Below are 26,929 nucleotides of genomic sequence, written 5' to 3'. Positions count from 1 at the left end.
TGTGAACCCGGCAACGGGCGCGAACGTCGATGTTCGCGCCCCGTTCTTCTTTCAGTCTTTCACGCCGCGCTTGCGCAGCAAGTACGTGTCCATGATCCATCCGTTCGCTTCGCGCGCCTGGCCGCGAACACGGACGATCTCGTCCTTCACGTCTTCGAGCCGGCCCGCCATCAGGATCTCGTCCGGGGTGCCGACATAGGCGCCCCAGTAGATATCGAGTGCTTCGCCCGCGATCTGCGCGTACGCGTTCTGCGCGTCGAGCATGACCACCGCACTGTCCACGTCGTGCGGAAAACCGCCTTCCGCGAGCCGCCTTCCCGTCGTGATGCTCACCGGCTTGCCGATGAAGTTGAGCGGCACGCGATGCTTCGCCGCGAGCGCCTGCACGCTGCTGATGCCGGGAATCACCTCGAAGTCGAACGCGAGCCGGCCATCGGCCAGGATCGAATCGAGAATGCGGATCGTGCTGTCGTAGAGCGACGGGTCGCCCCAGACGAGAAACGCGCCGCATTGGCCGTCGGTCAATTCCTCTTCGATCAGGCGCTCGAATACGCGCTGTTTGTCGCGTTTGAGCTCGTCCACGGCGGCCTTGTAATCGAGACCTTCGTCGCGGCGCCGCTCGGGGCTCGTGGCCTCCACGATGCGATAGTCGTGGTCCTTGATGAAGCGAGCGCAGATTTCCTTGCGCAGCGCGACGAGCTTGTCCTTGGCCGCGCCCTTGTCCATCACGAAGAACACGTCGGCTGCGTTGAGCGCTTCGATTGCCTGCACGGTCAGGTACTTCGGATCGCCCGCGCCGATGCCGATGATGAGGATCTTTTTCACGTTGCAGTTCCGGAATGGGAGTCGTCGGTGCGGCGCAATGATAGCGCGGGTTCGGCGCGGTGCCGCGCTCGCCGGGAGGGCAATTTTCTTCAATACGCCGGCGGCGCGCGCGTCTACCCTCGACGCATATTGATCGCCCATGAGCGTAGCGAGGAAAACCGTGAGCACTGCCTTGTCGATGGCCGCCTTCGCGCTGGCCACTTCCATCACCCCTGGACCCGTCAATATCGTTGCGCTGAGCGCGGGCGCGCGCTACGGGCTGCGCGCGAGCCTGCGCCACGTCACCGGCGCGACCGTGGGCTTCACGTTGCTGCTGCTGCTGATCGGTCTCGGCATGCAGGAGCTGCTGGCGCGCCTGCCGTTTCTCACGCGCGCGCTCGAATGGGCGGGCGTGGCTTTTCTACTGTACGTCGCCTACCGGCTCGCGACCGACGACGGCCGCATCGACTCTCCGAACGCGGCGCGCGGTCCCTCGCTGATGGTGGGCGCCACGATGCAATGGCTCAATCCCAAGGCGTGGCTCGCCTCGGTGGCGGGCATGGGCTTATATGCGGCTTCCGGCGAAAATGCGCTCGTCTGGCAGTTCGCCGCGATCTATTTCGTCGTGTGCTACGTGTCGATTGCGTGCTGGGCGTGGGCGGGTGCGTCTCTGCGCCAGGCTTTGCGCGAACCGTCGCGCGTGCGTTTCGTGAACCGCGCGATGGCGTTGTTGCTGGCGGGCAGTGCGGTTTGGCTCGTGCTTGCCTGAGCGCGCGGCGGCGACGTTAGCCGCGATACTGGCCCGGCGTTGCGGCAACGAACTGGCGGAACGCGCGCTGCAGATGCGCCTGATCGGCAAAACCCGCTTGCGCCGCAACATCGGCAATGGCGTGCCCTTGACGCAGTTGCGCGCGGCTGAACTCGATACGCCGGTTCACGACATACGCGTGCGGCGTCATGCCGTATTGCTCGCGAAACGCGCGAATGAGGTACGAGGGCGAAAGATCGGCGGCGGCGCAGATTTCTTCGAGCTTGAGCGTGCGCGTGTAGTTGCCGTCGATGAATTCTGCTGCGCGCGCGAGGCGCTCGTTCGGTTCGCGTGCGCTGACCGGTGCCGGATTCAGGGACTGCTGGAGCCTCGAGAAATACGCTACGACGGCGCATTCCTTGCGCAGTGCCGACTCATTCGTATCGACGAGCAGCTCGTAAAGCGCGTTGAGCCCGTCGAACAAATCGCGCTCCCAGCTCAAGGTCTGTTCGAACGGGCGAAAGGCCTCGTGCGCGCCGAAGCCCAGGTCGTGCTGCAGATTCGCGAGCCACGCCGTGTCGAGATAGAACATGCGGTAGGCCCAGGGCTCGTCGGCGGCCGGGTTGCAGGCGTGCACGACTTCCGGGTTGATGACCACCACCGCGCCCGCGCTGATATGCGAGAGCGTGCTCCCGTTCAGGTAGGTGCTGCGCCCGCCCGTGACCGCGCCGATCGAGAACGTGCCGTGTGCGTGACGGCCGTAGCGGACCTTGCGGCCGTCGGCGATCGCGCGCACCTCGATGAACGGCAGGTCAGCGTCGCGCCAGAAGTAAGGTTGTGCGTCGGACGTCGTGGCTTGCGGCATGGGAGACCCCGGAGTGATGCTGCGCGCATCGAGCGACGCAGGTGGTCCATCTTAGCGCAATGCGAGCAGGCAGGCGGGACGTGATAGGCTAGTTCGAATCGCAGGGGTCATTCCCTTTCCATGCCAGGCGCTGCACATGAACGAAACGAAGCCGACGAAGCCAACGCATACAGCGATTCGCCCGCTGACCGAGCAGGACGCCGAGGCGTTTCACGCCATGCGTTTGTACGCGACCAGAAATAATCCCGCCGGCATCGTCCCAACCTATGAAGAGGAATCGAAGCGCACGCCCGAAGAAAGCCGCGCCCGGGTGCGTGCCACGGAGAACCAGGTCGTATTCGGCGCATTCGTGGACGACACGCTAGTCGGCATCACCGGCCTCATGCGCGAGCCGCGCCGCAAGCTGGCACACAAGGGGCTCATTTGGGGCGTCTTTGTCGATCCTGCATGGCGAGGCGCGGGCATTGCGAGGCAATTGATGGAGGGCGTCATCGCTCACGCTCGTGCGCTAGGCTTGCTCCAGGTGCAACTGGTGGTGAGCGTGCTGAACCCCCGCGCCCAGGCGTTCTACCGCTCGTGCGGCTTCGTGCGCTACGGAGTCGAGCCCCGCGGCCTGTACCTCGACGGCGAGTACGCCGATGACGAACTGATGGTGCTCTTTCTCGACGACCCGGCCGTGCCCGACTGAGCGCCGCGCGTGGCCGGACAATGCGCAACGCAGAGCGAACGTCAAGTGTGGCGTAACGCACAGTGCGCTCGGGCGAATTATGCGTAGTCATCATTTCGTCATACCTGAACGTCGATAATCCACCGCGAATAATTGGCCGACGTGTCCCGAGCTGCGCAACCATAGCGCAGCCGGCGCGACGAAGGCCCGGGGATTTCGACATGACCATTCGTCACCGCATCACGCTACTCATCGTCCTGATGTTCGTCGCGCTGTCCGCCATCGGCGGCTACGCGGCCTTGCAGGCCCGCCGCAGCGCCACCGACGTCCGCCAGGTTACCCAGGGCGTCGTGCCGAGCGCTCTCGCTTCATCCGACCTCGTGTCGCTCGTGAAAGACGTGCAGCTCGCGACCATGACGCTCGTCTACGCACCCGACGCCACGGTCGCGTCGCTCGCGCAAAACGAACTCAAGGACAAGGAAGCCGCGTTGCGCGCCGCGCTCGACGTGCAGCGCAAGGCCGCCGCGAGCCACGCGCAGGAAGGCCTCGTTTCGCAGGCGCAGGAAAGCCTCGCGAACTACTTCTCCGCGATCGACGACACCGCGAAGATGAAGGCGAGCGGCAAGAACGACCTCGCGCAGGCCTATCTCTTCGCGAACGTCGCGCAGTACCGCGACGAACTCGAAGGCATCGTGACGACGATGCGCGTGGAAAAGAACCGCCAGAAGGACGACGCGATCCGAACGCTCAACGGCACGCTCGACACCACGACGAGCGCGATCGCAGGCGTGACGGGCGGCGCGGTGCTGCTGCTCACGCTCATCGGCGCGCTGCTCTACCGCCAGATCACGCGGCCGCTTTCGCGCATGCAGGCCATGATGAGCGAGATCGCGTCCAGCCAGGACTTTACGCGCCGCGTGCCCGTGGGCCGCATGGACGAAATCGGTCATTCGATCGTCGCCTTCAACGGCATGATCGAGAAGATCCAGCAAAGCTCCGCGCAGCTCAAGCGCAAGACGGCCGACATTCAGGCGATGCTGCAGAACATGCAGCAGGGCATTCTCACGGTGGTCGAAGGCGCGACGATCCACAACGAATATTCGGCGTATCTAGAAGCAATCTTCGAAACGAACGAGATTGCGGGCCGCTCGCTGATGGACCTCGTGTTCTCGCACACGGATCTCGACGCCGACACCCTCGCGCAAATCGACGCCGCCGTGCACGCGTGCCTTGGCGAAGACGACGTGAACTTCGCCTTCAATCAGCATCTGCTCGTGAATGAAATCACGCGCACGCTGCCCGATGGCCGTGCGAAGGTGCTCGACCTGAGCTGGTCGGCCATCACCGACGAAAACGACGTGGTCGTGCGCCTCATGCTGTGCGTGCGCGACGTGACGGAGTTGCGCGAACTCGCGGCCGAAGCGGGCGAGCAGAAGCGCCGCCTCGAAATGATCGGCGAAATTCTCGCGGTGAGCGAAGAGAAGTTCCATCACTTCGTGGAAAGCTCGACGAGCTTCATTCACGAGAACGAGCACATCATTCGCCAGCACGACTGCGCGGACACGAGCGCGATTGCCGCGCTGTTCCGCAACATGCATACGATCAAGGGCAATGCGCGCACGTACAGCCTGCAGCATCTCACGGGCGTGGTGCACGAAGTCGAGCAGCGCTATGACGCGTTGCGCCGCGAGGACACGAGCCACGCGTGGGACCAGCAGGCGCTGATCGCCGATCTGGAGCGCGTGAAGACGGCGCTCGAGCACTATTCGAGCATCAACGAAGTGAGCCTCGGGCGCGGCCCGCGTGCGGCTGGCGCGCAAAACGGCGCGGCGAGTCTCACGGTCACGCGCGAAGCGATCGAAGAGACGCTGCGCATCGTCGATCGCACTGACGACAACGACCTGCCGGCCCTGCGTGCGATGCGCGCCGAACTGCGCGCTACGATGCGCGCCATCGGCACCGAGCGCGTGGCCGATGCGCTCGCGGGCGTGACCGGCTCGCTGCCCTCACTCGCCCAGGAACTCGGCAAGGTGGAACCGGTGGTGCGGATCGCGGACAACGGCTATCGCCTGCGCAGCGAGGCCGCCGGCACGGTGAAGAACGTGTTCATGCACCTGCTGCGCAACTCGCTCGACCACGGCATTGAAATGCCGGCGCAGCGCCGCGCCATCGGCAAGGACGAGTCGGGTCACATCGACATCGACGTGAACGTGCACGACGGTGCGCTGCAACTGACGCTCGCCGACGACGGCCGCGGTCTTGCGCTCGCGCGCATTCGCGGCATTGCGGTGGAGCGCGGGTGGCTGCAGGCCTATGAAGCGGTGAGCGACGACGTGATCGCGGCGTTCATTTTCCGCCCCGGCTTTTCGACGGCGACGAGCGTGACCGAAGTCTCCGGCCGCGGCGTGGGCATGGACGCGGTGCGCGATTTCCTCGAACGCGAGGGTGGCGCCATCGAACTGCGTTTCACCGATGATCGCGCGGGCGCCGATTACCGGCATTTCCAGACCGTCGTGCGTTTGCCGCAGCAGTGGGCCGTAAAGATGGCGGATGCAACACAGGCAAAGCAAGAGGAAGCGCTGGCGGGCTAGCGCATGGCGGGGGTGGAAGTGGTCTTACCGTATTTGATCGAAGGTGCAGCGCTTATCGCGCTGGCGGCCGGCGCGGCTGCCCTGTGGGGCAAGCGTGCGCAAACGCACGCACGTGAGGCAGCGCGCGCGCAGGATGCCGCGCACGCAGCCGCGCTTGCACAGGCTCAAGCGCACCACACGGCGCAGCAGGAAGACGCTGCACGCGAACACGAGTCGCTGGCTGCGCAGATCGAGTCGCTGCGCGCGGAACTCGCGCAGCGCAGGTCCGTGGCCGACGCACTCGAAGCGGCGCTCGCCAGCGAGCGCGCACAGCGTGACGACGCCATGCAGCACGCGGCGCGCATCGCGAGCGAGGCTGCGCGCCTGAAGCTCATGTCGTCGACGTTCGAGCGCTGGCACGAGCAGATGATCTCGCTGATGGCGCAGAACAACGACATGCACAAGAAGAACCAGGAGCTGTCGTCGATCGTGAGCCATGTGCTCATCGTCTCGCTCAACGCTTCGATCGAAGCGGCGCGCGCGGGCGCGGCCGGCCGTGGCTTCTCGATCGTGGCGGGTGAAGTGCGCTCGCTCGCCACGCGTTCGCAGGAACTCTCGAAGAGCTACCGCGACAGCCTGAACCGCAACGACCTCATCACGGCCGCGACGTTCCAGGACATTCAGGCGGGCGGCAAGATGATCGCGGCGACGCTCGCGAGCGTGGAAGCGTCGACGCAGCAGCTGCATCACCAGCTCGAAGCGACGCGCGCCGGGGCGCACGCATGATCGGCACGCAAGCGAAAGACAGCATCGAGCGGATTTTTTTCGCGGCGGCGCGCATGCGTCTCGTGACCGACGCGCAGCACAGCTGTGAAATCGAGCCTCGTGCGGGCGACGCGCCCCAGGGCGAGCACCTGGTCGTGCTGACGATTTCGTCGATGCAGTTCCGCTTGCTGTTGCTGCTGCACTTCGAAGATGACGAGCGCACGCGGCGCTACTACGTGGGCGACGCCGCGCGTGCGCTCACCGAGTGCTTCATGGAGTTCGGCAATCTGTGCTGCGGGGCCATGAACCAGCGGCTGGTCGAGCATTTCCCCGACCTCGGCATGTCCACGCCCTATGCGCTCAGCAGTGGATGTCTGCCGTATCTGCGCGAACTGAAGCCGGATTACGTGCAGTCGTACGCGCTCACGATCGATCACGACGTCCGGCTTGGCGCCACGCTGTGCGTCTGCACGCAGGCGCCGCTCGATTTCGTGGCGAGCACCGCCGCAGTCGAAGTGCACGACAGCGCGGGCGAACTCGAGTTGTTTTGAAGGCAGAGAAAGGAAACATGAACACGAACAAGCCAGTCAGCAAGCTGTTGCTGCTGGAAAGCGATACGGCGCGCGCCGAGGCGATCGCGCAAACCGCAGCCGCACACGATTGCGTGTGCGTGTCGGTGCGACGCGATTCGCTCTCTGCGGCGCTGAAGACGCACTACGACCTGGGCGGCGTGCTGCTCGGCGAGGACTTCGGCGGCTCGCTCGAAGCCGCGGCGGCGGTGGCCGTTGCGCTGGAAGCGGAACGCCCCGAACTGCCCGTCGTGCTGCGCCGCGCAGCGAACGGGCACAGCGATGCGTTGCCCGAGCCGTTGCGCCGCCTGCCGTGCGCGAGCTGGCACGAAAGCGATCCCGAAACGTTGATCGCGGCGCTCGAAGCGCACGTGTTCTCGCACGATTACCCGGACCCGCTCGTGGACGGCATCACCGACATGACGCTCGGGCGCCTGCGTGGCCTCTTTGCCGGACTCGAGGTGAACTGGGACACGCCGAGCATCGTGCGCGACCGCATCATCTTCGGCGAGGTGTTGACGCTGATTCCGATCGAGACCGCATGGTGCCGCGGCTGGCTTCTCATGCAGACCGAGGAGGCGCCGCTGATCGAACTCCTGCCGCCGCGCGCGGGCCGCGATGAAGCGAGCGACTTCCGCGACGTGAACGGCGTGCTCGCCGAACTCACGAATCTCGTGTGGGGTGCGTTCCGTAACCGTTATCTGGGGAACGCACACGCAGCCGGCGAGGCGGGTTGGGGCCGCGCGCAGGTGCAGGTGCCGCTGCTCATCAATCATCGGCGGCGCTATTTGTCGTTTGGCTCCGACAACCCGCAGCTGTGCATCAAGTACCGGCTCACGTGCCCGGATACGGGCCGCGAAGTGGTGATCGACCAGCGGTTCGTGTTCAGCCTCGGCTGGTCGCGCGAAGGGTTTGACGAGACGGCCGCTCAGGCCGCCGCCGCTGCCGTGGAAGAGCAGGCCAGCGGCGAACTCGAATTATTTTGATCAAATGCGCGCCCAACGCGGCGCAACAGAGAGGGACAGCATGGCAAAGATTCTGGTGGTGGACGATTCGAGCACGGTGCGCGACGAAGTGGCCGGCTTTCTGCGCAAGAACGGTCTGGACGTGGACACGGCCGTGGACGGCAAGGACGGCCTGGCGAAGCTGCGCTCGAACCCCGGCGTGAAGCTCGTGGTGAGCGACGTGAACATGCCGAACATGGACGGCCTCACGATGGTCGAGAAGATTCGCAGCGAACTCGCGAATACGGCCGTGAACGTGGTCATGCTGACCACGGAAAGCAGCCCGGCCATGAAGGAGCGCGGCAAGGCGGCCGGCGTGCGCGGCTGGATCGTGAAGCCGTTCAAGGGCGAAGCGGTGCTCGAAACGTTCCGCAAGCTCGCGAGCTAAGCGCAGCGCATGCAAAAAAGCCCCGGCGCGATTGCCGGGGCCTTCGGATCAGACATCACGCCGCGATGGCGTGATCGTTAGCCTTCGCCGGGGTGAGCAGCACCGGAATCGACTTCGAAGTCGGCGTGCCCGCGCCGTCTGCAATGGACGAAAGCGGCACGAGCGGATTGGTCTCGGGATAGTACGCGCCGAGGCAGCCGCGTGGAATGTCGTACTCCACCAGCATGAAGTCCTCGACGTGGCGCTCGACGCCGTCGTCCCACACGCTCGTGATGTCCACGTGCTGGCCCGGCTCGAAGCCGAGCATCGTCATGTCTTCGCGGTTCGCGAACAGCACGCGGCGCAGGCCGTACACGCCGCGATAGCGGTCGTCGAGACCGTAGATCGTCGTGTTGTACTGATCGTGCGAGCGCGTGGTCATGAGCGTCATGAGGCGCGGACCGTGCTCGGCGCGCGCGCGATGAATGGGCGTATCGAGCGCGATGGCGTGCACGACGAACTGTGCCTTGGCGCTCGGCGTTTTCCACACGCGCTCGCGCGAGGCCACACCCAGGTGGAAGCCGCCCGGGTGCTTCAGGCGTTCGTTGTAGTTCTCGAAGCCGTCGAACACTTTTTCGATGCCGTCGCGGATCTTCGCGTAGTCGGCGGCGAGGTCGAGCCAGTCTACCTTGTCGCTGCCGAGCGTGGCGTGCGCCATGCGCGCGACGATCGCGATTTCCGAAAGCAGGTTCGTCGAAGCGGGCCGGTTCATGCCGTAGGAGATGTGCACCATGCTCATCGAGTCCTCGACGCTCACGCCTTGCGGCACGCCGTTCTGCAGGTCGATCTCGGTGCGACCGAGCGTGGGCAGAATGAGCGCGTCGCGGCCGTGAACGAGGTGGCTGCGGTTGAGCTTCGTCGTCACGTGCACCGTGAGCGCGCACGCGCGCATGGCTTCCCACGTGCGCGGCGTGTCGGGCGTGGCGATCGAGAAGTTGCCGCCCAGGCCGATGAACACCTTCACGTGGCCTTCGAGCATCGCGTGAATCGTTTCCACGACGTCGTAGCCGTGCTCGCGCGGCGGCTCGAAGTCGTAGGCCTTGCCGAGACGGTCGAGGAACGCCTGCGTGGGTTTTTCCTCGATGCCCACCGTGCGGTCGCCCTGCACGTTCGAATGGCCTCGCACGGGGCATAGGCCCGCGCCGCGGCGGCCGATATTGCCGCGCATCATCATGAGGTTCGAAAGCAACTGGATCGTCGCCACCGAATTCTTGTGCTGCGTGAGGCCCATGCCCCATGTCGAGATGACGGCTTTGCCCTTCACGTAGATGTCGGCGAGCTTGAGCACCTCGTCGATCGGCACGCCCGCTTCGGCGACGATCGTGTTCCACGATTCGGCGCGCAGGTCGGCGGCGAATGCGTCGAAGCCCACGCAGTGTTCGGCGATGAAATCGACGTCGAGCACGCGCTCCGTGCCTTGCGCGAGCGCTTCGTCGTCGAGTTCGATCACGCGCTTGGCCACGCCCTTGATGAGCGCGAAGTCGCCGCCCACGCGCGGACGGATGAACACCGAGCTGATCTGCACGCCCTTGGGCGAGAGCATGTCGAGCGTGTGCTGCGGGCTCGCGAAACGCTCCAGGCCGCGCTCCTTCAGCGGATTGATCGAGACGATGGTCGCGCCGCGCTTCGCGCATTCGCGCAACTCGCCGAGCATGCGCGGATGGTTCGTTGCCGGGTTCTGGCCGAAGATGAGCAGGGTGTCGGCGTGCTCGAAGTCGTCGAGCGTGACCGTGCCCTTGCCGATGCCCACCGTGCCCGGCAGGCCGCGGCTCGTGGCCTCGTGGCACATGTTCGAGCAGTCGGGGAAATTGTTCGTGCCGTACATGCGCACGAAGAGCTGGTAGAGGAACGCGGCCTCGTTGCTCGCGCGGCCCGAGGTGTAGAACGCGGCGCGGTTCGGGTCGTCGAGCGCGTTGAGGTGCTTCGCGATCAGCTTGAACGCGTCGTCCCACTCGATCGGCACGTAGCGGTCCTGCAGCGCGTCGTACACGAGCGGATCGGTCAGGCGGCCGTGCTGCTCCAGTTCGTAGTCCGACTGCGCCATCAGTTCGCTAACGGTGTGCTCCTGGAAAAACTGCGGCGTCACGCGCTTGCTGGTCGCCTCCGCCGCCACGGCCTTCACGCCGTTCTCACAGAATTCGAACGTGGAAGCGTGCTCGCGGTCGGGCCACGCGCAGCCGGGGCAGTCGAAGCCGTCGGGCTGGTTCTGCTTGAGCAGCGTGCGGTAATTGCCGCCCGTCACCTTCTCCTTGATCAGGTTGATGGCGACCTGCTTGAGCGCGCCCCAGCCGGCGGCGGGATGATGATACGGCTCGATGCGACCTTGCGGCTTCTTCATGATGCGGTTGGCTTTTCGTCTTCCAGGGCGGTCTGCCCGATGACTCAAGGCTACTGTGTTCCTGTGCTCCCGGAGATCACAGAAAAACCAAAAAACAAGGGGTACAGTTGCGGTGTTTTGTCATAGACTTGCCGGGATCGGCATCGGCCTCGCGCGCGTGGCTTTACCCCTTCGCCTGATTGAACATGACCGGAACGACCCGAACGTGACCCGCTACGAGCAACTCGCCGACGATATCGAAGCCGCCGTGCGCCGCGGCGTGTTCGGCCCCGGCGAGCGCATTCTCTCCGTGCGGCGCGCGAGCCAGCAGCACGGCGTGAGCATCAAGACGGTGCTGCGCGCCTATGCGCTGCTGGAAAGCCGCAGCGTGATCGAGTCGCGGCCGCAATCGGGGTATTTCGTGCGTGCGCGAGTGGGGCCGCCGCAAGGGCGCGGCGCGGCGGCCGTACAGGGCGCGCAGGGCAAGGACGCCGTCTCGCCGGGCAAGCCGCGCCGCGTCAGCGCGCCGAGGCAGCCCGTGCCCGCCAACGTGGATGTGAGCCGGCTCGTGCTTTCCACGCTGCGCAGCATCGGCGCGCAGGACGCCGTACCGCTCGGCTCGCCGTACCCGGACCCGGCGCTGTTCCCCTGGCGGCGCATCAACCAGTACGCCAACGCCATTGCGCGCCGCCATGCGAGCTGGAACCTCATCGACGACCTGCCGCCCGGTAACCCGGAACTGATCCGCCAGATCGCGCGGCGCTATGCCGAAAACGGCGTGAGCGTCGACCCCGAGGAAATCGTCATCACCGTGGGCGCGACCGAGGCGATCAACCTGAGCCTGCAAGCCGTGGCCAGGCCGGGCGACACGGTGGCCGTCGAATCGCCCACCTACTACGCCATGCTGCACGCCATCGAGCGTCTGGGCATGCGCGCGATCGAAGTGAGCACGCACGCGGATACCGGCATCGACCTCGACGCGCTGGAGCGCGTGCTGGCGCGCCAGAAGGTCGCGGCCTGCATGGTGATGCCGAACTTCCAGAATCCTTTGGGCTTTCGCATGCCCGACGCAAACAAGGCGCGGCTCGTGGCGCTTGCCGAGGCGCACGACTTGCCCGTGATCGAGAACGACGTCTATCAGGAGCTGTACTTCGGGCAGACGCGTCCTTCGACGCTCAAGCAGTTCGACATGCGCGGCCTCGTGCTGCATTGCGCCTCGTTTTCGAAGAGCCTTTCCGCCTCGTACCGCATCGGCTGGGCGCTGCCGGGGCGCTACCGCGCGCAGGTCGAGAAGCTCAAGTTCCTCAACACGCTCACGACACCCTCGGTTCCCCAGGTGGCGCTGGCCGACTACTTGCGCCACGATGGCTACGACCGGCATCTGCGCCGCGTGCGGCGCTTCTACCGGCAACAGGCGCGGCTCATGCGGGCGATGGTCGAGCGCTTCTTTCCGGTGGGCACGCGCACCTCGGAGCCGCAAGGCGGCTACGTGCTGTGGGTGGAACTGCCGCCGCGCGTCGATTCGATGCGGCTCTATCAGGCGGCGCTCGCGCAGGGCATCACCATCGGGCCAGGCTACATGTTCTCGATGCGCAACGAGTATCACCACTACATCCGGCTGAACTACAGCTACCCATGGAACGCGCAGACCGAAGCCGCGCTGAAGACGCTAGGCGAAATGGCTGCGAAGATGGCATGAGGAGACAGACGATGAACGCAGATAAAGAACGCGAAGACGCCGACGCTGACGAGTTGGGCGTCGACCCGGTGCTGATTGCCGTGCTCGAGCAGTTGTGGCGCGCGGAATGCGAGAAGCACGAGCGGCATGAGACTCAGGGCCGGGCGTGGTCGCTCGCGAAACTCTCGAAGCAGGCCGGCGTGCCGATGAGCGGATTGCGCAGACAATTGACGGCGCTCGTAGACGGCGGCCTCGTGGTGACGACGCAGGCCGAAGATGGGAGCGGCACGGCGAGTTTGTCGGACGAGGGGCGGGCGTTTTGTGCGGAGGTGTTCGGCGAGGGCGACTGAAACGCATTAAGCTACGCCAACACCATTCCCCTCACGACCATGGATTACATCGACAGCCTGCGGATCTTCCGCTCCGTCGTCGAGGCGCGCAGCTTCACGCGCGCCGCGGACATGCACAGCCTCACCACGCCTGTCGTCTCGCGCGCCATCGCGCGCCTCGAAAAGCGCCTTGGCAGCCGGCTCTTTCATCGCAGCACGCGCGCGGTGTCGCTCACCGAGGCGGCCGAGCGCTTCTACGAAGGCTGCTGCCGCGTGCTCGACGATCTCGATGCGCTGGAGGCCGACGCCACCGTGCAAACGCGCGAAGCGAGCGGCGTGCTGCGCCTGGTCGCGCACACCACGGCCACGGTCAATCGCCTCGTGCCGCTCATCGCCAGCTTCAAGCGCACGCATCCCAAGGTGACGCTCGACGTGATCCTCACCGAGCGCCCCGTCGATCTCATCGCGGACGGCTACGATCTCGGCCTCGTGCTGCCGTTCATGCTCAACAACGAATCGACCGTCACGCGCCTGCTCGAGCGCATTCCGCTCGCGCTCGTCACGACGCCCGCGTATCTCGCAGCGCGTGGCACGCCGAAGCATCCTGCCGACCTCGCCAACCACGTGTTCGTGCCGATGCCGCCTTCCATGCGCAAGCCCGCGATCGCGTTTCGCGTGGGCGACGAGGAAGTCGTCGTGCCGTTGCACCACGAAATCGCCTCGAACAATCCCGAGTTCAACCGCGCGATGGTGCTGCAAGGCTTCGGCATCGGCATTCTCCCCACCGCGCTCGTCGGGGAGGAACTGGAGGCAGGCAAGCTCGTGACGGTACTCGACGACTTCCCGCTCGTCGACATGCAGATCGAGATTCGCCTCGCGTATACCACGCGCACGCTGCTGCCGGCGAAGGTGCGCGCGTTCATCGACCACGCCACGGCGTTTTTCGATGACGTGACGCACGACGCGGCCCTGGAGGTGAAGGCCAATTGAAAGAATGGCCGCGATTATTGTCGCCGCGGCCATAATGTGATGCCGTGCGTAAGGCTTGTTCGGGGCCTGATTGCCGCCTACTCTGTGCATATGCACATTTACCAGTCACCCGAGCACGACGATTGTTTTGCCGTACGCCAGGCCGCGCGGCATCTGTCGCAGCTTTACGAGCGGCACTTGAGCGCGGCAGGACTCACGCCCACGCAGTTCAGCATTCTCGGCGCGCTGGGCCGTGCGTCGAGTCTCACGATGGCGGAACTCGGGCGCTCGATGGTGATGGAGCGCACCACGCTCGTGCGCGCCTTGCGGCCGCTCCTGCGAGGCGCGCTCGTGGCCGATGCGCCGGACGGCGGCGAACGACGCCGCCGTCTCGCGCTCACGCAAGCGGGCCGCACGCGCCTCGAAGCGGCGCACGACCACTGGCGCGCGGCGCAGGACGAATTCGAGCGCCGTTTTGGCGCACGACGCGCCGCGTGGCTGCGGCGCGAGCTGTTTCGCATCACACGGGCGGTTTAACGTTTTCGGTTGGATTTGTGGGTTGCGTCGCGCTTGTTCCCATCGCGGCGTTTTTTTCATCTTTAGTAGTGTATATGCACAGGTAAACGTCATGTCGAGTCCTTCCACTTCCGTCGTGGTCGAGCCCACGCAAGCGAGAGAGCGTACGCGCATCTCGCGCATGCGTCTCGCGCTGGGCGCGGTCGCTCTCGTGCTGGCGGCTGCCGCCGGCTATTGGTTCTTTGTGCTGCGCTTCGTCGAGACCACCGACGACGCCTACGTCGGCGGCAATGTCACCGTGATGGCGCCGCGCGTGAGCGGCTTCGTCGCCGAGATTCCCGTGCAGGACAACCAGCGCGTGCACGCAGGCCAGGTGCTGCTGCGTCTCGATTCGCGCGACTATGACGCGAAGCTCGCCCAGGCCAACGCGGAGCTGGCGAGCGCGCGCGCCGCGGTCGACGAGTTGCAGGCGAGGCGCACGTTGCAGGAAGCGGTGATCAACCAGCACCAGGCCGAAGTGCGCGCCTCGAATGCGGAACTCACGCGCAGCGGTCAGGACCAGACGCGCTACCGCGAACTGGTGAAGGACGACGCGGTCTCGAACCAGCTGGTCGAGCGCGCGGATTCCGACTACGCGAAGGCCCAGGCGTCGGTTGCGCAAAGCGGCGCGGCGGTGCTGGCGGCGCAACGCCAGCTCGACGTGCTGGCCGCGCAAATTAACGACGCCCAGGCGCGTGTCGCAACGGCCGAGGCCAACCAGCGCCTCGCGCAACTGAACGTCGAATACACGACCTTGACCGCGCCCGTGGATGGCTACATCGGCAATCGCACGGCGCGGGTGGGCACGCTTGCCAACGTGGGCGCGCCGCTGCTTACGGTGGTGCCCGCCACCGGCCTGTGGGTGGACGCCAACTTCAAGGAAGACCAGTTGAAGAAGATGCACGCGGGCGACCGCGCCGACGTGACGCTCGACGCAGCCAGCGGCACGCTGCACGGCACCGTGGAGAGCCTCGCGCCCGCCACCGGTGCGACCTTCAGCGTGCTGCCGCCCGAGAACGCCACCGGCAACTTCACGAAGATCGTGCAGCGCGTGCCGGTGCGCATTCGCGTCGACGCGAATGCGCCGGCGGACCTGCAAGCCGCGCTGCGGCCCGGTCTTTCGGCGACCGTGAAAGTGCATCTCACGCAAGCGCATTGAAGAGGCTACGACGATGAACGCCACGACCAGCGCCGACCCGACACTCGCTCCCCATCTGCAGCCGATGGCGCAACGCGCCTTCGCGTTCGCGCTGATGTGCATCGGCTTCTTCATGGCCACGCTCGACATCCAGATCGTCGCTTCGTCGCTGCGCGACATCGGCGGCGGTCTTTCCGCGAGCCAGGACGAGCTCTCATGGGTGCAGACGGCTTATCTGATTGCCGAGATCATGGTGATCCCCATGTCGGGCTGGCTCTCGAAGGTGTTCTCCACGCGCTGGCTTTTCGTGGCCTCCGCGGTGGGCTTCACCATCACGAGCATGCTGTGCGGCCTCGCCTGGGACATCAACTCGATGATCGTGTTCCGCGGCCTGCAAGGCGCACTCGGCGCGGCGATGATCCCCACCGTGTTCACCACGGCCTTCGTGCTCTTTCCCGGCAAGCAGCGTCTCGTCGCCTCCACGACCATTGGCGCGCTCGCCTCGCTCGCGCCCACGCTCGGGCCCGTGATCGGCGGCTGGATCACCGATCAATGGTCGTGGCATTGGCTGTTCTATCTGAACCTCGTGCCGGGTATTGCGGTGGCTGCGCTCGTGCCGAAGTACGTGAACATCGACAAGCCCGATCTTTCGCTGCTCAAGCGGGGCGACTATCTCGGCATCGTGCTCATGTGCGGCTTTCTCGGCTGCCTCGAATACGTTCTCGAAGAAGGCCCGCGCAAGAACTGGTTCGGCGACGACGTGATCGTTGCCTGTACGTGGATCTCCGCGATCTGCGGCTTTCTCTTCATCGTTCACGCGCTCACGGCGAAGGACCCCATCGTCGACCTGCGCGCGCTGCTCGTACGCAACTTCGGCATTGGCAGTCTGCTTTCGTTTGTCACGGGCATCGGCATTTTCGTGGCCGTTTATCTCACGCCGCTCTTTCTCGCGGAAGTGCGCGGCTACAGTTCACTGCAGATCGGCTTGTCGCTGCTTTCGGTGGGCGTGTTCCAGTTGCTCGCGCTGGGCGTCTACGCCTTCGCCACGCGCTATTTCAGCATGCGCGCGCTGATGCTGTTCGGGCTGATCTGCTTCGGGTTTGGCTGCTACCTGTATGTGCCGCTCACGCACGACTGGGGCTGGCAGCAGTTCCTGGTGCCGCAGGCGCTGCGCGGCATTGGCCAGCAGTTCGCCATTCCGCCTATCGTCACGATGTCGCTCGGTTCGCTGCCGCCTTCGCGGCTCAAGTCGGCCAGCGGTCTCTTCAATCTCATGCGCAACCTGGGCGGCGCGATCGGCATTGCCGTGAGCGCGACGATGCTCAACGACCGGCTCAACTTTCACTATCTGCGCCTGAACGAGAGCGTGACCGGCGGCGCACCGCAGGTGCAGCTGCTGCTGGCGGGCCGTACCGCGTACTGGTCGTCCGTGGCGGGCAATGCACTCGATGCCGCCGAAGCGGGGCTCGCGCAACTGCACGCACTGGTTCTGCGCGAAGCGCTCGTGATGACGTTCTCCGATACGTTCTTCGTGCTCTCGCTTTGCTTCCTGGTCGCCATTGCGAGCGTGGCGTTCTCCAAGCCGATTTCGCTGGGTGGCCCGCCGCCCGACGCCCATTGAGGTGCCCCATGAAAACCCCTGAACGCTCATCGACTCCCATGCGTCTCGTACTCTCGCTGCTTTCGGCCGCCGTGCTCGCCGCATGCGCGGTGCAGCCCGCGCAGCATCCCGACTTGCCCGCCACGGTGCACGAAACGGCGCCGGTGGCATGGCGGATCGACGCGCCGCAGGACGCCATCGAAGCGCGCGCCTGGTGGGCGCAATTCGGCGACCCGACGCTCGATACGCTGCTCGCCACGGTGCTCGAAGGCAATCTCGACTTGCAGGCCGCCGCCGAACGCGTGAAGCAGGCGCAATCGATCACGACGCAAAAGCGCGCGGCGCTGCTGCCGCAACTGGACTTCACCGCGCATGGCGCTTATACGCGGCAGAACACGCCGCCGCCGCTCGGCTATGTGAAGCAGGCAGGCGCGGGCCTCGCGCTGAGCTGGTCGCCCGACGTGTTCGGCGGCGAGCGGCTCGACCTGCTCGCGGCGCAAGCGAACCTCGTGGGCCAGAAGCATGCGCTCGATGCCGTGCGTCTCGCGCTCGCGGCGAATACGGCCTCGGCGTACGTCGATCTGCGCTATGCACAGGCAGAGTTGAAGATCCTTCAGGATAACCTGGAGATTCGCAAACACACCTTGCTGCTCACGCAAGACCGCCTGAAATACGGCCTTTCCACGCAACTGGACGTGGCACGCGCACAAACGCAGCTAAGCGAACTGCAGGCGCGCATTCCGCGGGCGCAGGCGAGCATCGATCATCAGTTGAACCTGATCGCGGTGTACACGGGACGCACGCCGGAGTCGGTGGCGCAGCTCGCGCTCGCGCAAACGGCGCCCATTCCCGGCGTGCCCGCGAGCGTGCCGCAGATGCTGCCTTCCGAGGCGCTGCTGCGCCGCCCCGACGTGCAGGCCGCCTACGCCACGGTGCAGCAGCGCGCGGCGGAAGTGGGCGTGGCGCGCGCCGAGCGTTATCCGAAGTTCACGCTCAATCTCACGGACGGCATTCTCGCGGCATCCTATCTCGGCATGCCCACGCTCACGGATAACCTCTTTAGCGCGGCGATCGGCGCGACGAGTCCGATCTTCAACGCGGGGCGCATCACGGCCGACATCGACCAGAGCGAGAGCCGCATGCGCGAGTCGCAACTGAATCTGCAGGAGACCATGCTGCAGGCTCTGCGCGAAGTGGAAGACAGCCGCAGCGATCTCGTGAGCACGGCGAGCCAGACGCAGCAGTTGAACGACGCGCTGGCTTCGTCGGCGCAATCGCTCAAGCTCGCTAACCAGCTCTACAAGGGCGGCGCCACGGACTTTCTCGATGTGCTGAGCGCGCAGCAAACCTTGCTCGCCGATCAGGATCTGCTCAACGACGCGCAGCGCGAGCGCGCGCACGCGGCGGTGGCGCTCTACCGGTCGCTGGGCGGCGGCTGGAGCCAGAGCGGCGACGTGGTGCTCGCGCAGGAAACGCCGGCGCACGGCGGCTAAACGGCACGGCCAGAACCATGACCTTGCGCTCAAGCGCCCGAAGCCGCCTCGCGCGCCAGCGAGCGCCACTGCGCCGGCGTCATGCCCACGTGGCGCTTGAAGCCGCGCTGGAACGCGGCGTCCGACTGGTAGCCGACGAATTCGCCGATCTCCGCCACGCTGTCGTTGCTCTGCGCGAGCATGCGGCCCGCGAGTGTCATGCGGATATCGGTCAGCACGTCGGCTGCCGAGCGGCCGATGGCCTCGTCGAAGTGCCGCGCGAAGGTCGCGCGCGACATGTGGCAAAGCTCGGCAAGCTCGGGCAGCGTCCAGGGCTTGCTGGGCGCTTCGAACATGGCGTCGATGGCGGGTTGCAGGCGCGGCCGCTGCGCGAGCGCGAGCGGGCCGCGCGGCGGGGCGTCGCCGGCGCTCGCGTAGCGCAGTGTGAGCCCGAAGAGCGCGCCCGACAGATGGTTCACGAGCGACTCGCTGCCCGGCGCCGCCTCATACGCTTCGTCGCGCAACAGCGCGATCAGGCGCACGAGACGTTCGGGCGCCTGCGTGCCGTCGCGCGCGCTATGCACGACGAGGCGCGCCGGCAGATTCTCTCGCAGCAGGCGCTGCGGCACGGCAGGCAGCAGGAAACGGCCGCACAGGACGTCGGCGATGGCGCCGTCGCCCACATTCGTTTCGATGCTCACGCCGTTTTCCATCCGCCTGGCAACTACGGCGGGCGCCGTGCCGCTGCCGTCGTGCAGCACGTGCGCGCTGCCCGAGGGAAACAGCACGATGTCGCCCGCATGGAGCGCGACGGGCGCGCCGTGCGCGTCCTCGACGATGGCGCGCCCTGCAAGCAGCACGTGATAGCGGATTTCACGCTCCTTCGCAGCGGGATCGTCGATGCGCCAGGGCGCGCCGAAATGGCAGCGCACGTCGAGGCGGCCGGCAACGGGCATCAGCGCGAGAAGGCGGCTCAGCAGATCCATGGTGGGCGAGTGAGACGATCGAGCATGAAGTCGCGCCATTCTGGCATTAAAAGCGCGACGGTGCGCGACTACACTGCATCCATGCCATCGACGATGGCAGCGCGACACAGACACCCGCTCGCGACCCGCAACGTTAAAGGAGCAAAACATGTCCCGTCTTTCCGCCATCAAGCCCGAAGCCGCCACCGGCGCCGCCGCAGAAATCTTTGCAAAGATCCGCAAGGCCGTGGGAAAGGTGCCCAACGCCTACGCCACCATCGGCACGCATAGCCCCGAAGCGCTCGGCGCGCTGCTCAACATGGAGGCCGTGATCTCCGCCGGCACGCTGTCGAAGCCCGACATCGAAGCGATCAAGCTCGCGGTGAGCGAAGTGGCGGGTTGTGATTACTGTCTCGCCGCGCACACGCTGGCGGGCAAGTTCGCCGGGCTCGCGCCGGAAACGATGAAGGCGGTCCGCGCAGGCGAAGCCACCGGCGACGCGAAGCGTGACGCGCTCGTGCACTTCGTCCGCCTGTTGGTGAAGACGCACGGCACGGTGCCCGAAGCGGAAGTGAGCGCGATTCGCGAAGCCGGTTATACCGAACGCCAGATCGTGGAAATCGCGCTCGCCGTGACGTCGATCACGTTCACGAACCTCGTGAACCGCGTCAACGATACGACGCTCGATTTCCCGGCCGCACCGTAACGTAGCGGCAACGGTTTTACCACCCCGCGTGCGCTGGACACGACATCAATCGTGCCAGCGCACGCGAGCGCTTGTTCCACAAAATCGTTTGATAGTGTGCATATGCATACATAGAATGGTAGTGGAACAGCGCATATGAAAGGAGAGTCGACCATGAGTACACGCGAGATCGTTTTGTGCCAGCCGGTGCGTACGGCAATTGGCGGATTCAACGGTGCGTTCAAGGGCGTGCCGGCTACGGAGCTAGGCGCGGCGGCGGTGCGCGAAACGCTCGCGCGCGCGAAGCTCGACCCGGCGCGGCTCGGCTCCGTGGTGCTCGGCAACGTGGTCCAGGCGGGCAACAAGATGAATCCCGCGCGTCAGGCCGAGCTTGGCGGCGGCGTGCCGGTTCAGGTGCCCGCGCTCACGGTGAACCGCGTATGCGGCTCCGGTGCGCAAGCCGTTGCGAGCGCCGCGCAGGAAGTGATGCTGGGTCTTGCCGACGTCGCGCTCGCGGGCGGCATGGAGAACATGGACCGCGCGCCGTACTTGCTGGACGGCGGGCGGTGGGGCTATCGCATGGGCAACGCCGAGATTCACGACAGCATGCTGCGCGACGGCCTCGTCGATGCGTTTTCGGGCCAGCATTCGGGCTGGCATACGGAAGACCTCGTGACGCGGGCCGGGCTCACGCGTGCTGAACAGGACAACTGGGCCGCGCGTTCGCAGCAACGCTTTGCTGCCGCACAAGCGGCGGGGCGCTTCAAGGAAGAAATCGTCGCGGTGGAGATCAAGGGCAAGAAGGGCATGGAGCGCATCGATACCGACGAAGCGCCGCGCCCCGACACGACGCTCGAAGGGCTCGCGAAACTGCGTCCCGCGTTTCGACCGGACGGCACGATCACGGCGGGCAACGCGCCCGGCCTGAACAGCGCGGCGAGCGCCATGCTCGTGGCCGAGCGCGGCTTTGCCGAAGCCGAGGGGCTCTCGCCGATGGTCAAGCTCGTGGCGTGGGGCGTCGCGGCGGTGGAGCCGGGCATGTTCGGCCTGGGCCCCGTGCCCGCCGTGCAACTCGCGTTGGGGCGCGCCGGCTGGTCGCTGGCCGACGTCGAACGCTTCGAGATCAACGAGGCATTCGCGGCGGTGCCGCTCGCGGTCATGAAGCAACTCGGCATTCCCGAGGACATCGTGAACGTGGAAGGCGGCGCGATCGCGCACGGCCACCCCATCGGCGCGACGGGCGCGATTCTCACCACGCGCCTCGCATGGTCGATGCAGCGCGACGGGTTGCGTCGCGGCGTCGTGACGCTTTGTATCGGCGGTGGCCAGGGTATCGCGCTCGCGCTCGAGAAAGTATGATGGCCGGGCCACGTGAGGCGCGTGGGGCTGAGATACGAACTGGGACACAGGCGGGGAACACGATGACGAAGCGGATCACACGCGAGGAATGCAACTGTTTTGCGCTGCGGCAGGCCGCGCGTTTCGTCACGCAGCTTTACGAGCGGCACCTCTCGCAGGCCGACGTGACGGCCGCGCAGTTCACCATCCTCTCTCGCCTCGCGGGCCGGCCCGACGCCACGGCCGCCGAACTCTCCGACGACCTCGTGATGGACCGCACGACGCTCGTGCGGGCGCTCAAGCCGTTGCAGCGCGACGGCCTCGTGCTCACGGCGGCGGCCGAGCACGACACCCGCACGCTGGTCTACCGGCTCTCGGCCGCGGGCTTGCGTCGCTACGACAAGGCGCATGCGTTATGGCTCGACGCGCAGGCCGAGTTCGAGCAGCACATGAAGCGCGACCGCGCGAAGGCGCTGCGCACCGAGCTGTTTGCCCTGACGAAGGCTGCGTCGGGCTGACACACCAGTTACGCGCGCACGCGTTTCGTAAGCCCTTGAGGGAAGGCGGCCACGCCAGCAATCAGATCTGGCGCGAAAATGGCATCATGAGAATTCCAGGAGTCTGACGCTCTGCCGCCGGGTTCTCATGAGACGATATCGACCGCCGCCCAACTTTCTGCGTGACCACGCGCATCCAGCCTGGCGCGATATCGCGTTGACCACGCTGCCCGTGGCCCTGTTCTGCGCGATGGTCGTCGGCCTCGTCTTCTGGCTCGTCGATCCCGCGCCGCCGCGCGCGATCACGATCAGCGCGGGCCCCGCCGACAGCTCCTTCATGCAGATGGCCCAAGCCTACCGCGCGATCCTCGTGCGCAACGGCGTGACGCTCAACATCCTCGAATCGGACGGCTCGGTGCAGAACCTGCAGCGCCTGCTCGATCCGAAGCAGCATGTGGATCTCGCGTTCGTGCAGGGCGGTGTCGCCGACGGTATCGACACACGCTCGCTGATGTCGCTCGGCAGCGTTGCCTATTTGCCTATCGTCGTTTTCTATCGCGGCTCGGGCCTCACACGGCTCTCCGAACTCGACGGCCAGCGCATCGCCATTGGCCGCGTGGGCAGCGGCACGCGCGAGCTGGCGCTCAAGCTGCTCTCCGCGAACGGCATCGATCCCGGCGGCGACTCCACGTTCCTGCCGCTCGACGGCATGGATGCGGCCACGGCGCTCGTCTCCGGCCGCGTGGAGGCCGCGATGCTGAGCGGCGACTCGACCACGCGCGCGCTCATGCTGCGTTTGCTCGATATTCCCGGCATCTCGGTGATGAGCTTCGATGAAGCGGCCGCTTATACGCGGCTCTTTCCGTATCTGGAGAACGTCGACCTGCCGCCCGGCGTGCTCGATCTGCGCAGGCGCCAGCCACGCGAAACGGTGCATCTGATCGGCCCGACCGTCGAACTCGTCGCGCGCGATACGCTGCATCCCGCGCTGTCCGATCTGCTCATCGAAGCGGCAGGCGAGGTGAACGGCGCGCCCGGCATCCTGCAGCGCGAGGGCCAGTTTCCGAGCCCGGCGGTGCACGACTTTCGCGTGAGCGAGGACGCCACGCGCTACTACAAGTCGGGCAAGAGCTTTCTCTATCGCGCGCTGCCGTTCTGGCTCGCGAGCGTGACGGACCGTCTGCTCGTGCTGCTGCTGCCGTTGGCCGTGCTCGTGATTCCCGCGTTGCGCACGATACCGGCGCTGTATCGCTGGCGCGTGCGCTCGCGCATTTATCGCTACTATGGCGCGCTCATCGCCATCGAGCGCGACGCGCGCATGCATACGAACGAAGAACAGCGGCGCGCGCTGATCGAAGAACTCGACGAGATCGAGCGATCCCTCAATACGCTGCGCATGCCGCTCGCGTTCGCCGATGCGTTTTACGTGTTGCGCGAACACGTGGGTTTCGTACGTATGCACTTGAATGCCGGCGAGTCGCAATCGCACTCCAGCGCGGTCTAATTCGTATTCACGATATTGTTACGCCCAACATAGTTTCCTTCTCGTTGATGCACGTCGCTTAATCGCCGTGTTGCAACAGATCTTCGGTTGACACTGCGAGTCTCGCGCCTTTATTTTTTGTAGCCACGCCGTCGCGGCGTCGAGACAGTAAGGATCGCTTGAGGTTTGCGAATGTTCGATCCCTGCGCGTATCAGAACCATTGCTCGTAACCGGGAGGACCATAACGTGAAAACATCCGGTGCAAGCCAGCGTCTTGCCTGGCTCGTGTGTGCCACACTCGCGGGCGCGCCGCTCTTCGTGGGGCCGCTCGGGCCCACTGCCGCGCTTGCGCAGAACGCGGCGCATCTTTCGAATCAGCAGCTCGATTCCCTCACCGCGCCCATCGCGCTCTATCCCGACGCGTTGCTCGCGCAGGTCCTCATGGCCGCCACGTTCCCGCAAGACGTGTCCGCTGCCGCCGCGTGGACAAAGTCCAACCCGAACCTCAAGGGCGACGACGCAGTGAAGGCCGTCGCCTCGCAGCCGTGGGACCCGAGCGTGCAATCGCTCGTAGCGTTCCCGCAGGTGCTCGAAACCATGGCTTCGAAGCCCGACTGGGTCCAGCAGATCGGCAAGGCGTTTCTCGCGCAGCCCAACGACGTGATGGACTCGGTGCAGCGCCTGCGCGTGCAGGCGCAGAAGGCGGGCAACCTCAAGTCCAATGAGCAGCAAAAGGTCGTGGTCCAGCCGGCCTCGAGCACTTCGACCACGCAGACCATCGTGATCGAGCCTGCGAATCCGCAGGTGGTGTACGTGCCGACCTATAACCCCACGGTGGTTTTTGGCGTATGGCCGTATCCGGCCTATCCGCCCGTGTATATGCCACCGCCTCCGGGCTACGCCATTGCGTCGGGGTTCGTCGGCGGGCTCGCGTTCGGTGCCGGCATCGCGGTCGCGAATTCGTTGTGGGGCGGCTTCAACTGGAACAACCACGACGTGAACATCAACGTCAATCGCTACAACAACATCAACGTCAACAACCGCATCAACTCGAACAACGGCACGGCGAACTGGAATCGCAACGCCAATGTCGAGCGCCGCCAGAACTACAACAACGCGAACCTGAACGGCCAGCGCAACCAGTACCGGGGCTACGACCAGTCGCGCTCGCAGGCTATGGAGACCCTGCAGAACCGCACCGGCCAGAACATGAGCGGCAATGCCCAGCAAAGACTCCAGGGCATCCAGGAAGGCGGCCGGCCGAATGCCAACGGCGGCAACGGGCTCAACAACCGCGCGCAAAACGGCGCGCAAAACGCCAACCGCGGCAACGAACTGGGTAACCGCGGGCAGAACGGCGCGCAAAACGCGAACCGCGCGAACGACCTCAACAACCGCGCGCAGAGCATGAATCGCGACAGCGCGTTACGCGGCGCGGGCGATGGCTCCAATGCGCGCCTCGAACAACAACGCGGCCAGCAAAGCCGTGAAGCGCTCCAGAGCCATGGCGGCTTCGACGGCGGCGGAGGCGGTGGCGGCTTCCATGGTGGTGGTGGCGGGTTCGGCGGTGGCGGCGGGGGTGGCGGACGTCACTTCGGCCGTCGATAACGTTGAATATCATGAGGAGCCTCGCAATGATCCGCATTTCCGCACGCCGCCTGCAACACGACTACGCGCTCGCGCTCGGTACGGCACTCGCCCTCTTTGGCGCGCCCGCACTGCTGCCCGCCCAGTTCGGCGGCGCCGCCGTCTACGCACAGGCCGTCTTCTCCACGCCCGAAGCCGCGGCGAACGCGTTCACCGATGCACTCGCGACCAACGACCAGGGCGCCATGAAGCGTGTGCTCGGCAACGATTTCACCGAGTTCATCCCCACCCAAAACATCGGTCAGGACGATATCGACGACTACCTTGGCGCCTGGGCGAAGGGTCATCGCGTCGTCCCTGATGCCACGCCGGTTGCCGGCAAGGCGAGCGCTCACGTCGAGGTGGGCGACAGCGGCTGGACGCTGCCCATCCCCATCGTGCAGTCGGGCACGGGCTGGCACTTCGACCCGCGTGAAGGCGCGAGCGAAATTCTCACGCGCCGCATCGGCCGCAACGAGCGTGCTGCCATGCTCACTTCGCTCGCCTACGTCGACGCGCAGAACGACTATCGCAAGCTCACGCAGCACTATGCGCAGCGCCTCGTGAGCACGCCGGGCACGCACGACGGTTTGTACTGGCCGGTCGAACCGGGCGAGACCGAAAGTCCGCTTGGGCCGCTCGCGGCAGCCATGCCGGGCAACGCGAAGATCACGCCGACCGAGGGGTATCACGGCTATCACTTTCGCATTCTCACCGCGCAGGGACCGCACGCCAGTGGCGGCGCGCGCAGCTATCTCGACAACGGGGATCTGAGCGGCGGTTTTGCGCTCGTGGCCTGGCCGGCGCAATACGGCAAAACCGGTGTGATGAGCTTCATCATCAACCAGGACGGCCAGCTTTATCAGAAGAACCTCGGGCCGAACGGCGCGCATACGGCAGCGGCGATCAAGGCATTCGATCCCGACTCGTCCTGGCAGGCCACTAAACCCTGATTGGCGATCCGCGATCCGTCGGTGGGCATGATGTCCAGGTTTGTTCTCCAACGGACGCCTCACACGGAATTCGGGCACAATCAAGCCACGGCGACGTGGCTGTCGCCCGATGCGGGCTTTGGCCAACGGAAGCGGAGAGGTCGGGCATGTAGCTTGCTCAATCTTTCCCGCACTCTCATTCGTGTGGAGATAACCAAATGCAACGACGCAACTTCATGCTGACGGCGGCGGTGACCCTTGCCTCGGGCGGTCTCACGCTCGCGGGCTGCACCACCACGACGAATTCGAATTCCACGGCGTCGCAGAACATGTCCAAGCGGCAGTCGATCGACGCGTCTGTGGACGGCACCCTCTCGCGGCTGTATTCGACCGTGAAAGGCTCGCACGAACTCCTCGCGAAGTCGCGCGGCGTGCTGGTGTTCCCCGAAGTGCTGCAGGCCGGCTTCATCGTCGGCGCGCAATATGGCGAGGGTGCGTTGCGCGTGGGCGGCGCCACGGTCGGCTACTACAGCACCGTGTCGGGCTCGTTCGGCCTGCAGGCCGGCGCTCAGTCGAAGGCGCTCATCTTCGCCTTCATGACGCAGGACGCACTCGACAAATTCCGCGCGACGGACGGTTGGGCGGCGGGGGCCGACGCTTCGGTCGCGCTCGTGACCGTGGGCGCGAACGGTGTCGTCGACACCAACACGGCCACGCACCCGGTCGAAGCCTTCGTGCTGACCAACGCGGGCCTGATGGCCGACGTCTCGCTGGCGGGCACCAAGGTCACGCGTCTGAATATCTGACAAGGCGCGCACCGGTAAAAAGCGCCGGATCATGTAAAAAAGGGCAAGGCGCTCAAGCCTTGCCCTTCGTCATTTCTGCGCGGCTCGAACTGGCGCCGCCGCGTACGTCACCGCGTACG

25 protein-coding genes are annotated in these 26,929 nt (G+C 65.7%); 21 read left to right on the top strand and 4 right to left on the bottom strand.

The genetic code is table 11. The features are described from left to right. Positions 1 to 51: 51 nt before the first annotated feature. Positions 52 to 825: a precorrin-6A synthase (deacetylating) gene (gene cobF / locus AB3X99_RS07385; protein WP_368616545.1), complete on the bottom strand. Its 774-nt coding sequence runs from the start codon at positions 823 to 825 to the stop codon at positions 52 to 54. 160 nt (positions 826 to 985) lie between these two features. Between cobF and AB3X99_RS07380 the strand changes: the two genes are divergently transcribed. Continuing rightward, positions 986 to 1,573, top strand: coding sequence for a LysE family translocator (locus AB3X99_RS07380; protein WP_141710539.1), 588 nt, complete (start codon positions 986 to 988; stop codon positions 1,571 to 1,573). Positions 1,574 to 1,589: 16 nt separating this feature from the next. Here the strand turns inward: AB3X99_RS07380 and AB3X99_RS07375 are convergent, their stop codons facing one another. Then, positions 1,590 to 2,417, bottom strand: a complete 828-nt coding sequence (locus AB3X99_RS07375) for an AraC family transcriptional regulator (protein WP_069261501.1) — start codon at positions 2,415 to 2,417, stop codon at positions 1,590 to 1,592. A 136-nt stretch (positions 2,418 to 2,553) separates the two neighbouring features. Between AB3X99_RS07375 and AB3X99_RS07370 the strand changes: the two genes are divergently transcribed. From AB3X99_RS07370 to AB3X99_RS07345, 6 genes are all read left to right on the top strand, one after another. Further along, positions 2,554 to 3,105, top strand: a complete 552-nt coding sequence (locus AB3X99_RS07370) for a GNAT family N-acetyltransferase (protein WP_342946880.1) — start codon at positions 2,554 to 2,556, stop codon at positions 3,103 to 3,105. 200 nt (positions 3,106 to 3,305) lie between these two features. After that, the gene (locus tag AB3X99_RS07365; protein ID WP_368616544.1) at positions 3,306 to 5,675 is read left to right on the top strand and encodes a HAMP domain-containing protein; all 2,370 of its coding nucleotides are present in this window, start codon (positions 3,306 to 3,308) and stop codon (positions 5,673 to 5,675) included. 3 nt (positions 5,676 to 5,678) lie between these two features. Further along, positions 5,679 to 6,440 (top strand): methyl-accepting chemotaxis protein, encoded by a 762-nt coding sequence (locus AB3X99_RS07360; protein ID WP_368616543.1) that lies wholly within the window; start codon positions 5,679 to 5,681, stop codon positions 6,438 to 6,440. Next, positions 6,437 to 6,970: a hypothetical protein gene (locus AB3X99_RS07355; RefSeq protein WP_069261498.1), complete on the top strand. Its 534-nt coding sequence runs from the start codon at positions 6,437 to 6,439 to the stop codon at positions 6,968 to 6,970. The genes AB3X99_RS07360 and AB3X99_RS07355 overlap by 4 nt, the downstream gene beginning before the upstream one ends. Before the next feature lie 17 nt (positions 6,971 to 6,987). After that, on the top strand, positions 6,988 to 7,974 hold the full coding sequence (locus AB3X99_RS07350; protein WP_368616542.1) for a chemotaxis protein CheX: 987 nt from the start codon (positions 6,988 to 6,990) through the stop codon (positions 7,972 to 7,974). A gap of 40 nt (positions 7,975 to 8,014) precedes the next feature. Further along, positions 8,015 to 8,380: a response regulator gene (locus AB3X99_RS07345; protein ID WP_028229743.1), complete on the top strand. Its 366-nt coding sequence runs from the start codon at positions 8,015 to 8,017 to the stop codon at positions 8,378 to 8,380. 55 nt (positions 8,381 to 8,435) lie between these two features. On the opposite strand, the gene AB3X99_RS07340 is transcribed toward AB3X99_RS07345, so the two are convergent. Further along, complete coding sequence (locus AB3X99_RS07340) at positions 8,436 to 10,757, bottom strand: FdhF/YdeP family oxidoreductase (RefSeq protein ID WP_368616541.1); 2,322 nt, start codon at positions 10,755 to 10,757, stop codon at positions 8,436 to 8,438. Between the two features lie 205 nt (positions 10,758 to 10,962). Between AB3X99_RS07340 and AB3X99_RS07335 the strand changes: the two genes are divergently transcribed. From AB3X99_RS07335 to AB3X99_RS07305, 7 genes are all read left to right on the top strand, one after another. After that, on the top strand, positions 10,963 to 12,435 hold the full coding sequence (locus AB3X99_RS07335) for a PLP-dependent aminotransferase family protein (RefSeq protein ID WP_368616540.1): 1,473 nt from the start codon (positions 10,963 to 10,965) through the stop codon (positions 12,433 to 12,435). An 11-nt stretch (positions 12,436 to 12,446) separates the two neighbouring features. Continuing rightward, on the top strand, positions 12,447 to 12,764 hold the full coding sequence (locus tag AB3X99_RS07330) for an ArsR family transcriptional regulator (protein WP_368616539.1): 318 nt from the start codon (positions 12,447 to 12,449) through the stop codon (positions 12,762 to 12,764). A gap of 39 nt (positions 12,765 to 12,803) precedes the next feature. Then, positions 12,804 to 13,733 (top strand): LysR family transcriptional regulator, encoded by a 930-nt coding sequence (locus AB3X99_RS07325; RefSeq protein WP_368616538.1) that lies wholly within the window; start codon positions 12,804 to 12,806, stop codon positions 13,731 to 13,733. Between the two features lie 90 nt (positions 13,734 to 13,823). Then, a complete protein-coding gene (locus AB3X99_RS07320) occupies positions 13,824 to 14,249 on the top strand; it encodes a MarR family winged helix-turn-helix transcriptional regulator (protein WP_069261493.1) in 426 nt (141 codons plus the stop codon). A 160-nt stretch (positions 14,250 to 14,409) separates the two neighbouring features. Next, positions 14,410 to 15,426 (top strand): HlyD family secretion protein, encoded by a 1,017-nt coding sequence (locus tag AB3X99_RS07315; RefSeq protein WP_342919255.1) that lies wholly within the window; start codon positions 14,410 to 14,412, stop codon positions 15,424 to 15,426. Positions 15,427 to 15,490: 64 nt separating this feature from the next. After that, positions 15,491 to 17,026 carry a DHA2 family efflux MFS transporter permease subunit gene (locus AB3X99_RS07310; protein WP_141710551.1) on the top strand — a complete coding sequence of 512 codons (1,536 nt, stop codon included), beginning with the start codon at positions 15,491 to 15,493 and terminating at the stop codon, positions 17,024 to 17,026. Between the two features lie 8 nt (positions 17,027 to 17,034). Further along, positions 17,035 to 18,498, top strand: a complete 1,464-nt coding sequence (locus tag AB3X99_RS07305) for an efflux transporter outer membrane subunit (RefSeq protein ID WP_368616537.1) — start codon at positions 17,035 to 17,037, stop codon at positions 18,496 to 18,498. A 29-nt stretch (positions 18,499 to 18,527) separates the two neighbouring features. On the opposite strand, the gene AB3X99_RS07300 is transcribed toward AB3X99_RS07305, so the two are convergent. Further along, a complete protein-coding gene (locus AB3X99_RS07300; protein WP_368616536.1) occupies positions 18,528 to 19,463 on the bottom strand; it encodes an AraC family transcriptional regulator in 936 nt (311 codons plus the stop codon). 148 nt (positions 19,464 to 19,611) lie between these two features. Between AB3X99_RS07300 and AB3X99_RS07295 the strand changes: the two genes are divergently transcribed. From AB3X99_RS07295 to AB3X99_RS07265, 7 genes are all read left to right on the top strand, one after another. Further along, a complete protein-coding gene (locus AB3X99_RS07295; protein WP_069261488.1) occupies positions 19,612 to 20,148 on the top strand; it encodes a carboxymuconolactone decarboxylase family protein in 537 nt (178 codons plus the stop codon). A gap of 153 nt (positions 20,149 to 20,301) precedes the next feature. Then, on the top strand, positions 20,302 to 21,486 hold the full coding sequence (locus AB3X99_RS07290) for an acetyl-CoA C-acyltransferase (RefSeq protein ID WP_342946889.1): 1,185 nt from the start codon (positions 20,302 to 20,304) through the stop codon (positions 21,484 to 21,486). A 62-nt stretch (positions 21,487 to 21,548) separates the two neighbouring features. Further along, complete coding sequence (locus tag AB3X99_RS07285) at positions 21,549 to 21,983, top strand: MarR family winged helix-turn-helix transcriptional regulator (RefSeq protein ID WP_069261486.1); 435 nt, start codon at positions 21,549 to 21,551, stop codon at positions 21,981 to 21,983. A 127-nt stretch (positions 21,984 to 22,110) separates the two neighbouring features. Further along, entirely contained in the window at positions 22,111 to 23,466 is a 1,356-nt protein-coding gene (locus tag AB3X99_RS07280) for a TAXI family TRAP transporter solute-binding subunit (protein WP_368616535.1), read from the top strand. Positions 23,467 to 23,692: 226 nt separating this feature from the next. Further along, positions 23,693 to 25,054 carry a DUF3300 domain-containing protein gene (locus tag AB3X99_RS07275; protein WP_368616534.1) on the top strand — a complete coding sequence of 454 codons (1,362 nt, stop codon included), beginning with the start codon at positions 23,693 to 23,695 and terminating at the stop codon, positions 25,052 to 25,054. Between the two features lie 26 nt (positions 25,055 to 25,080). Next, positions 25,081 to 26,025, top strand: coding sequence for a DUF2950 domain-containing protein (locus AB3X99_RS07270; RefSeq protein ID WP_368616533.1), 945 nt, complete (start codon positions 25,081 to 25,083; stop codon positions 26,023 to 26,025). A gap of 197 nt (positions 26,026 to 26,222) precedes the next feature. Beyond that, complete coding sequence (locus tag AB3X99_RS07265; RefSeq protein WP_069261483.1) at positions 26,223 to 26,810, top strand: YSC84-related protein; 588 nt, start codon at positions 26,223 to 26,225, stop codon at positions 26,808 to 26,810. Positions 26,811 to 26,929 lie beyond the last annotated feature (119 nt).

The organism is Paraburkholderia sp. BR10882 (assembly GCF_040948855.1).
Lineage (GTDB): Bacteria > Pseudomonadota > Gammaproteobacteria > Burkholderiales > Burkholderiaceae > Paraburkholderia > Paraburkholderia nodosa_A.
Note: the sequence above shows the minus strand (reverse complement) of the source record. Positions and strands in the feature narration are given on the sequence as shown.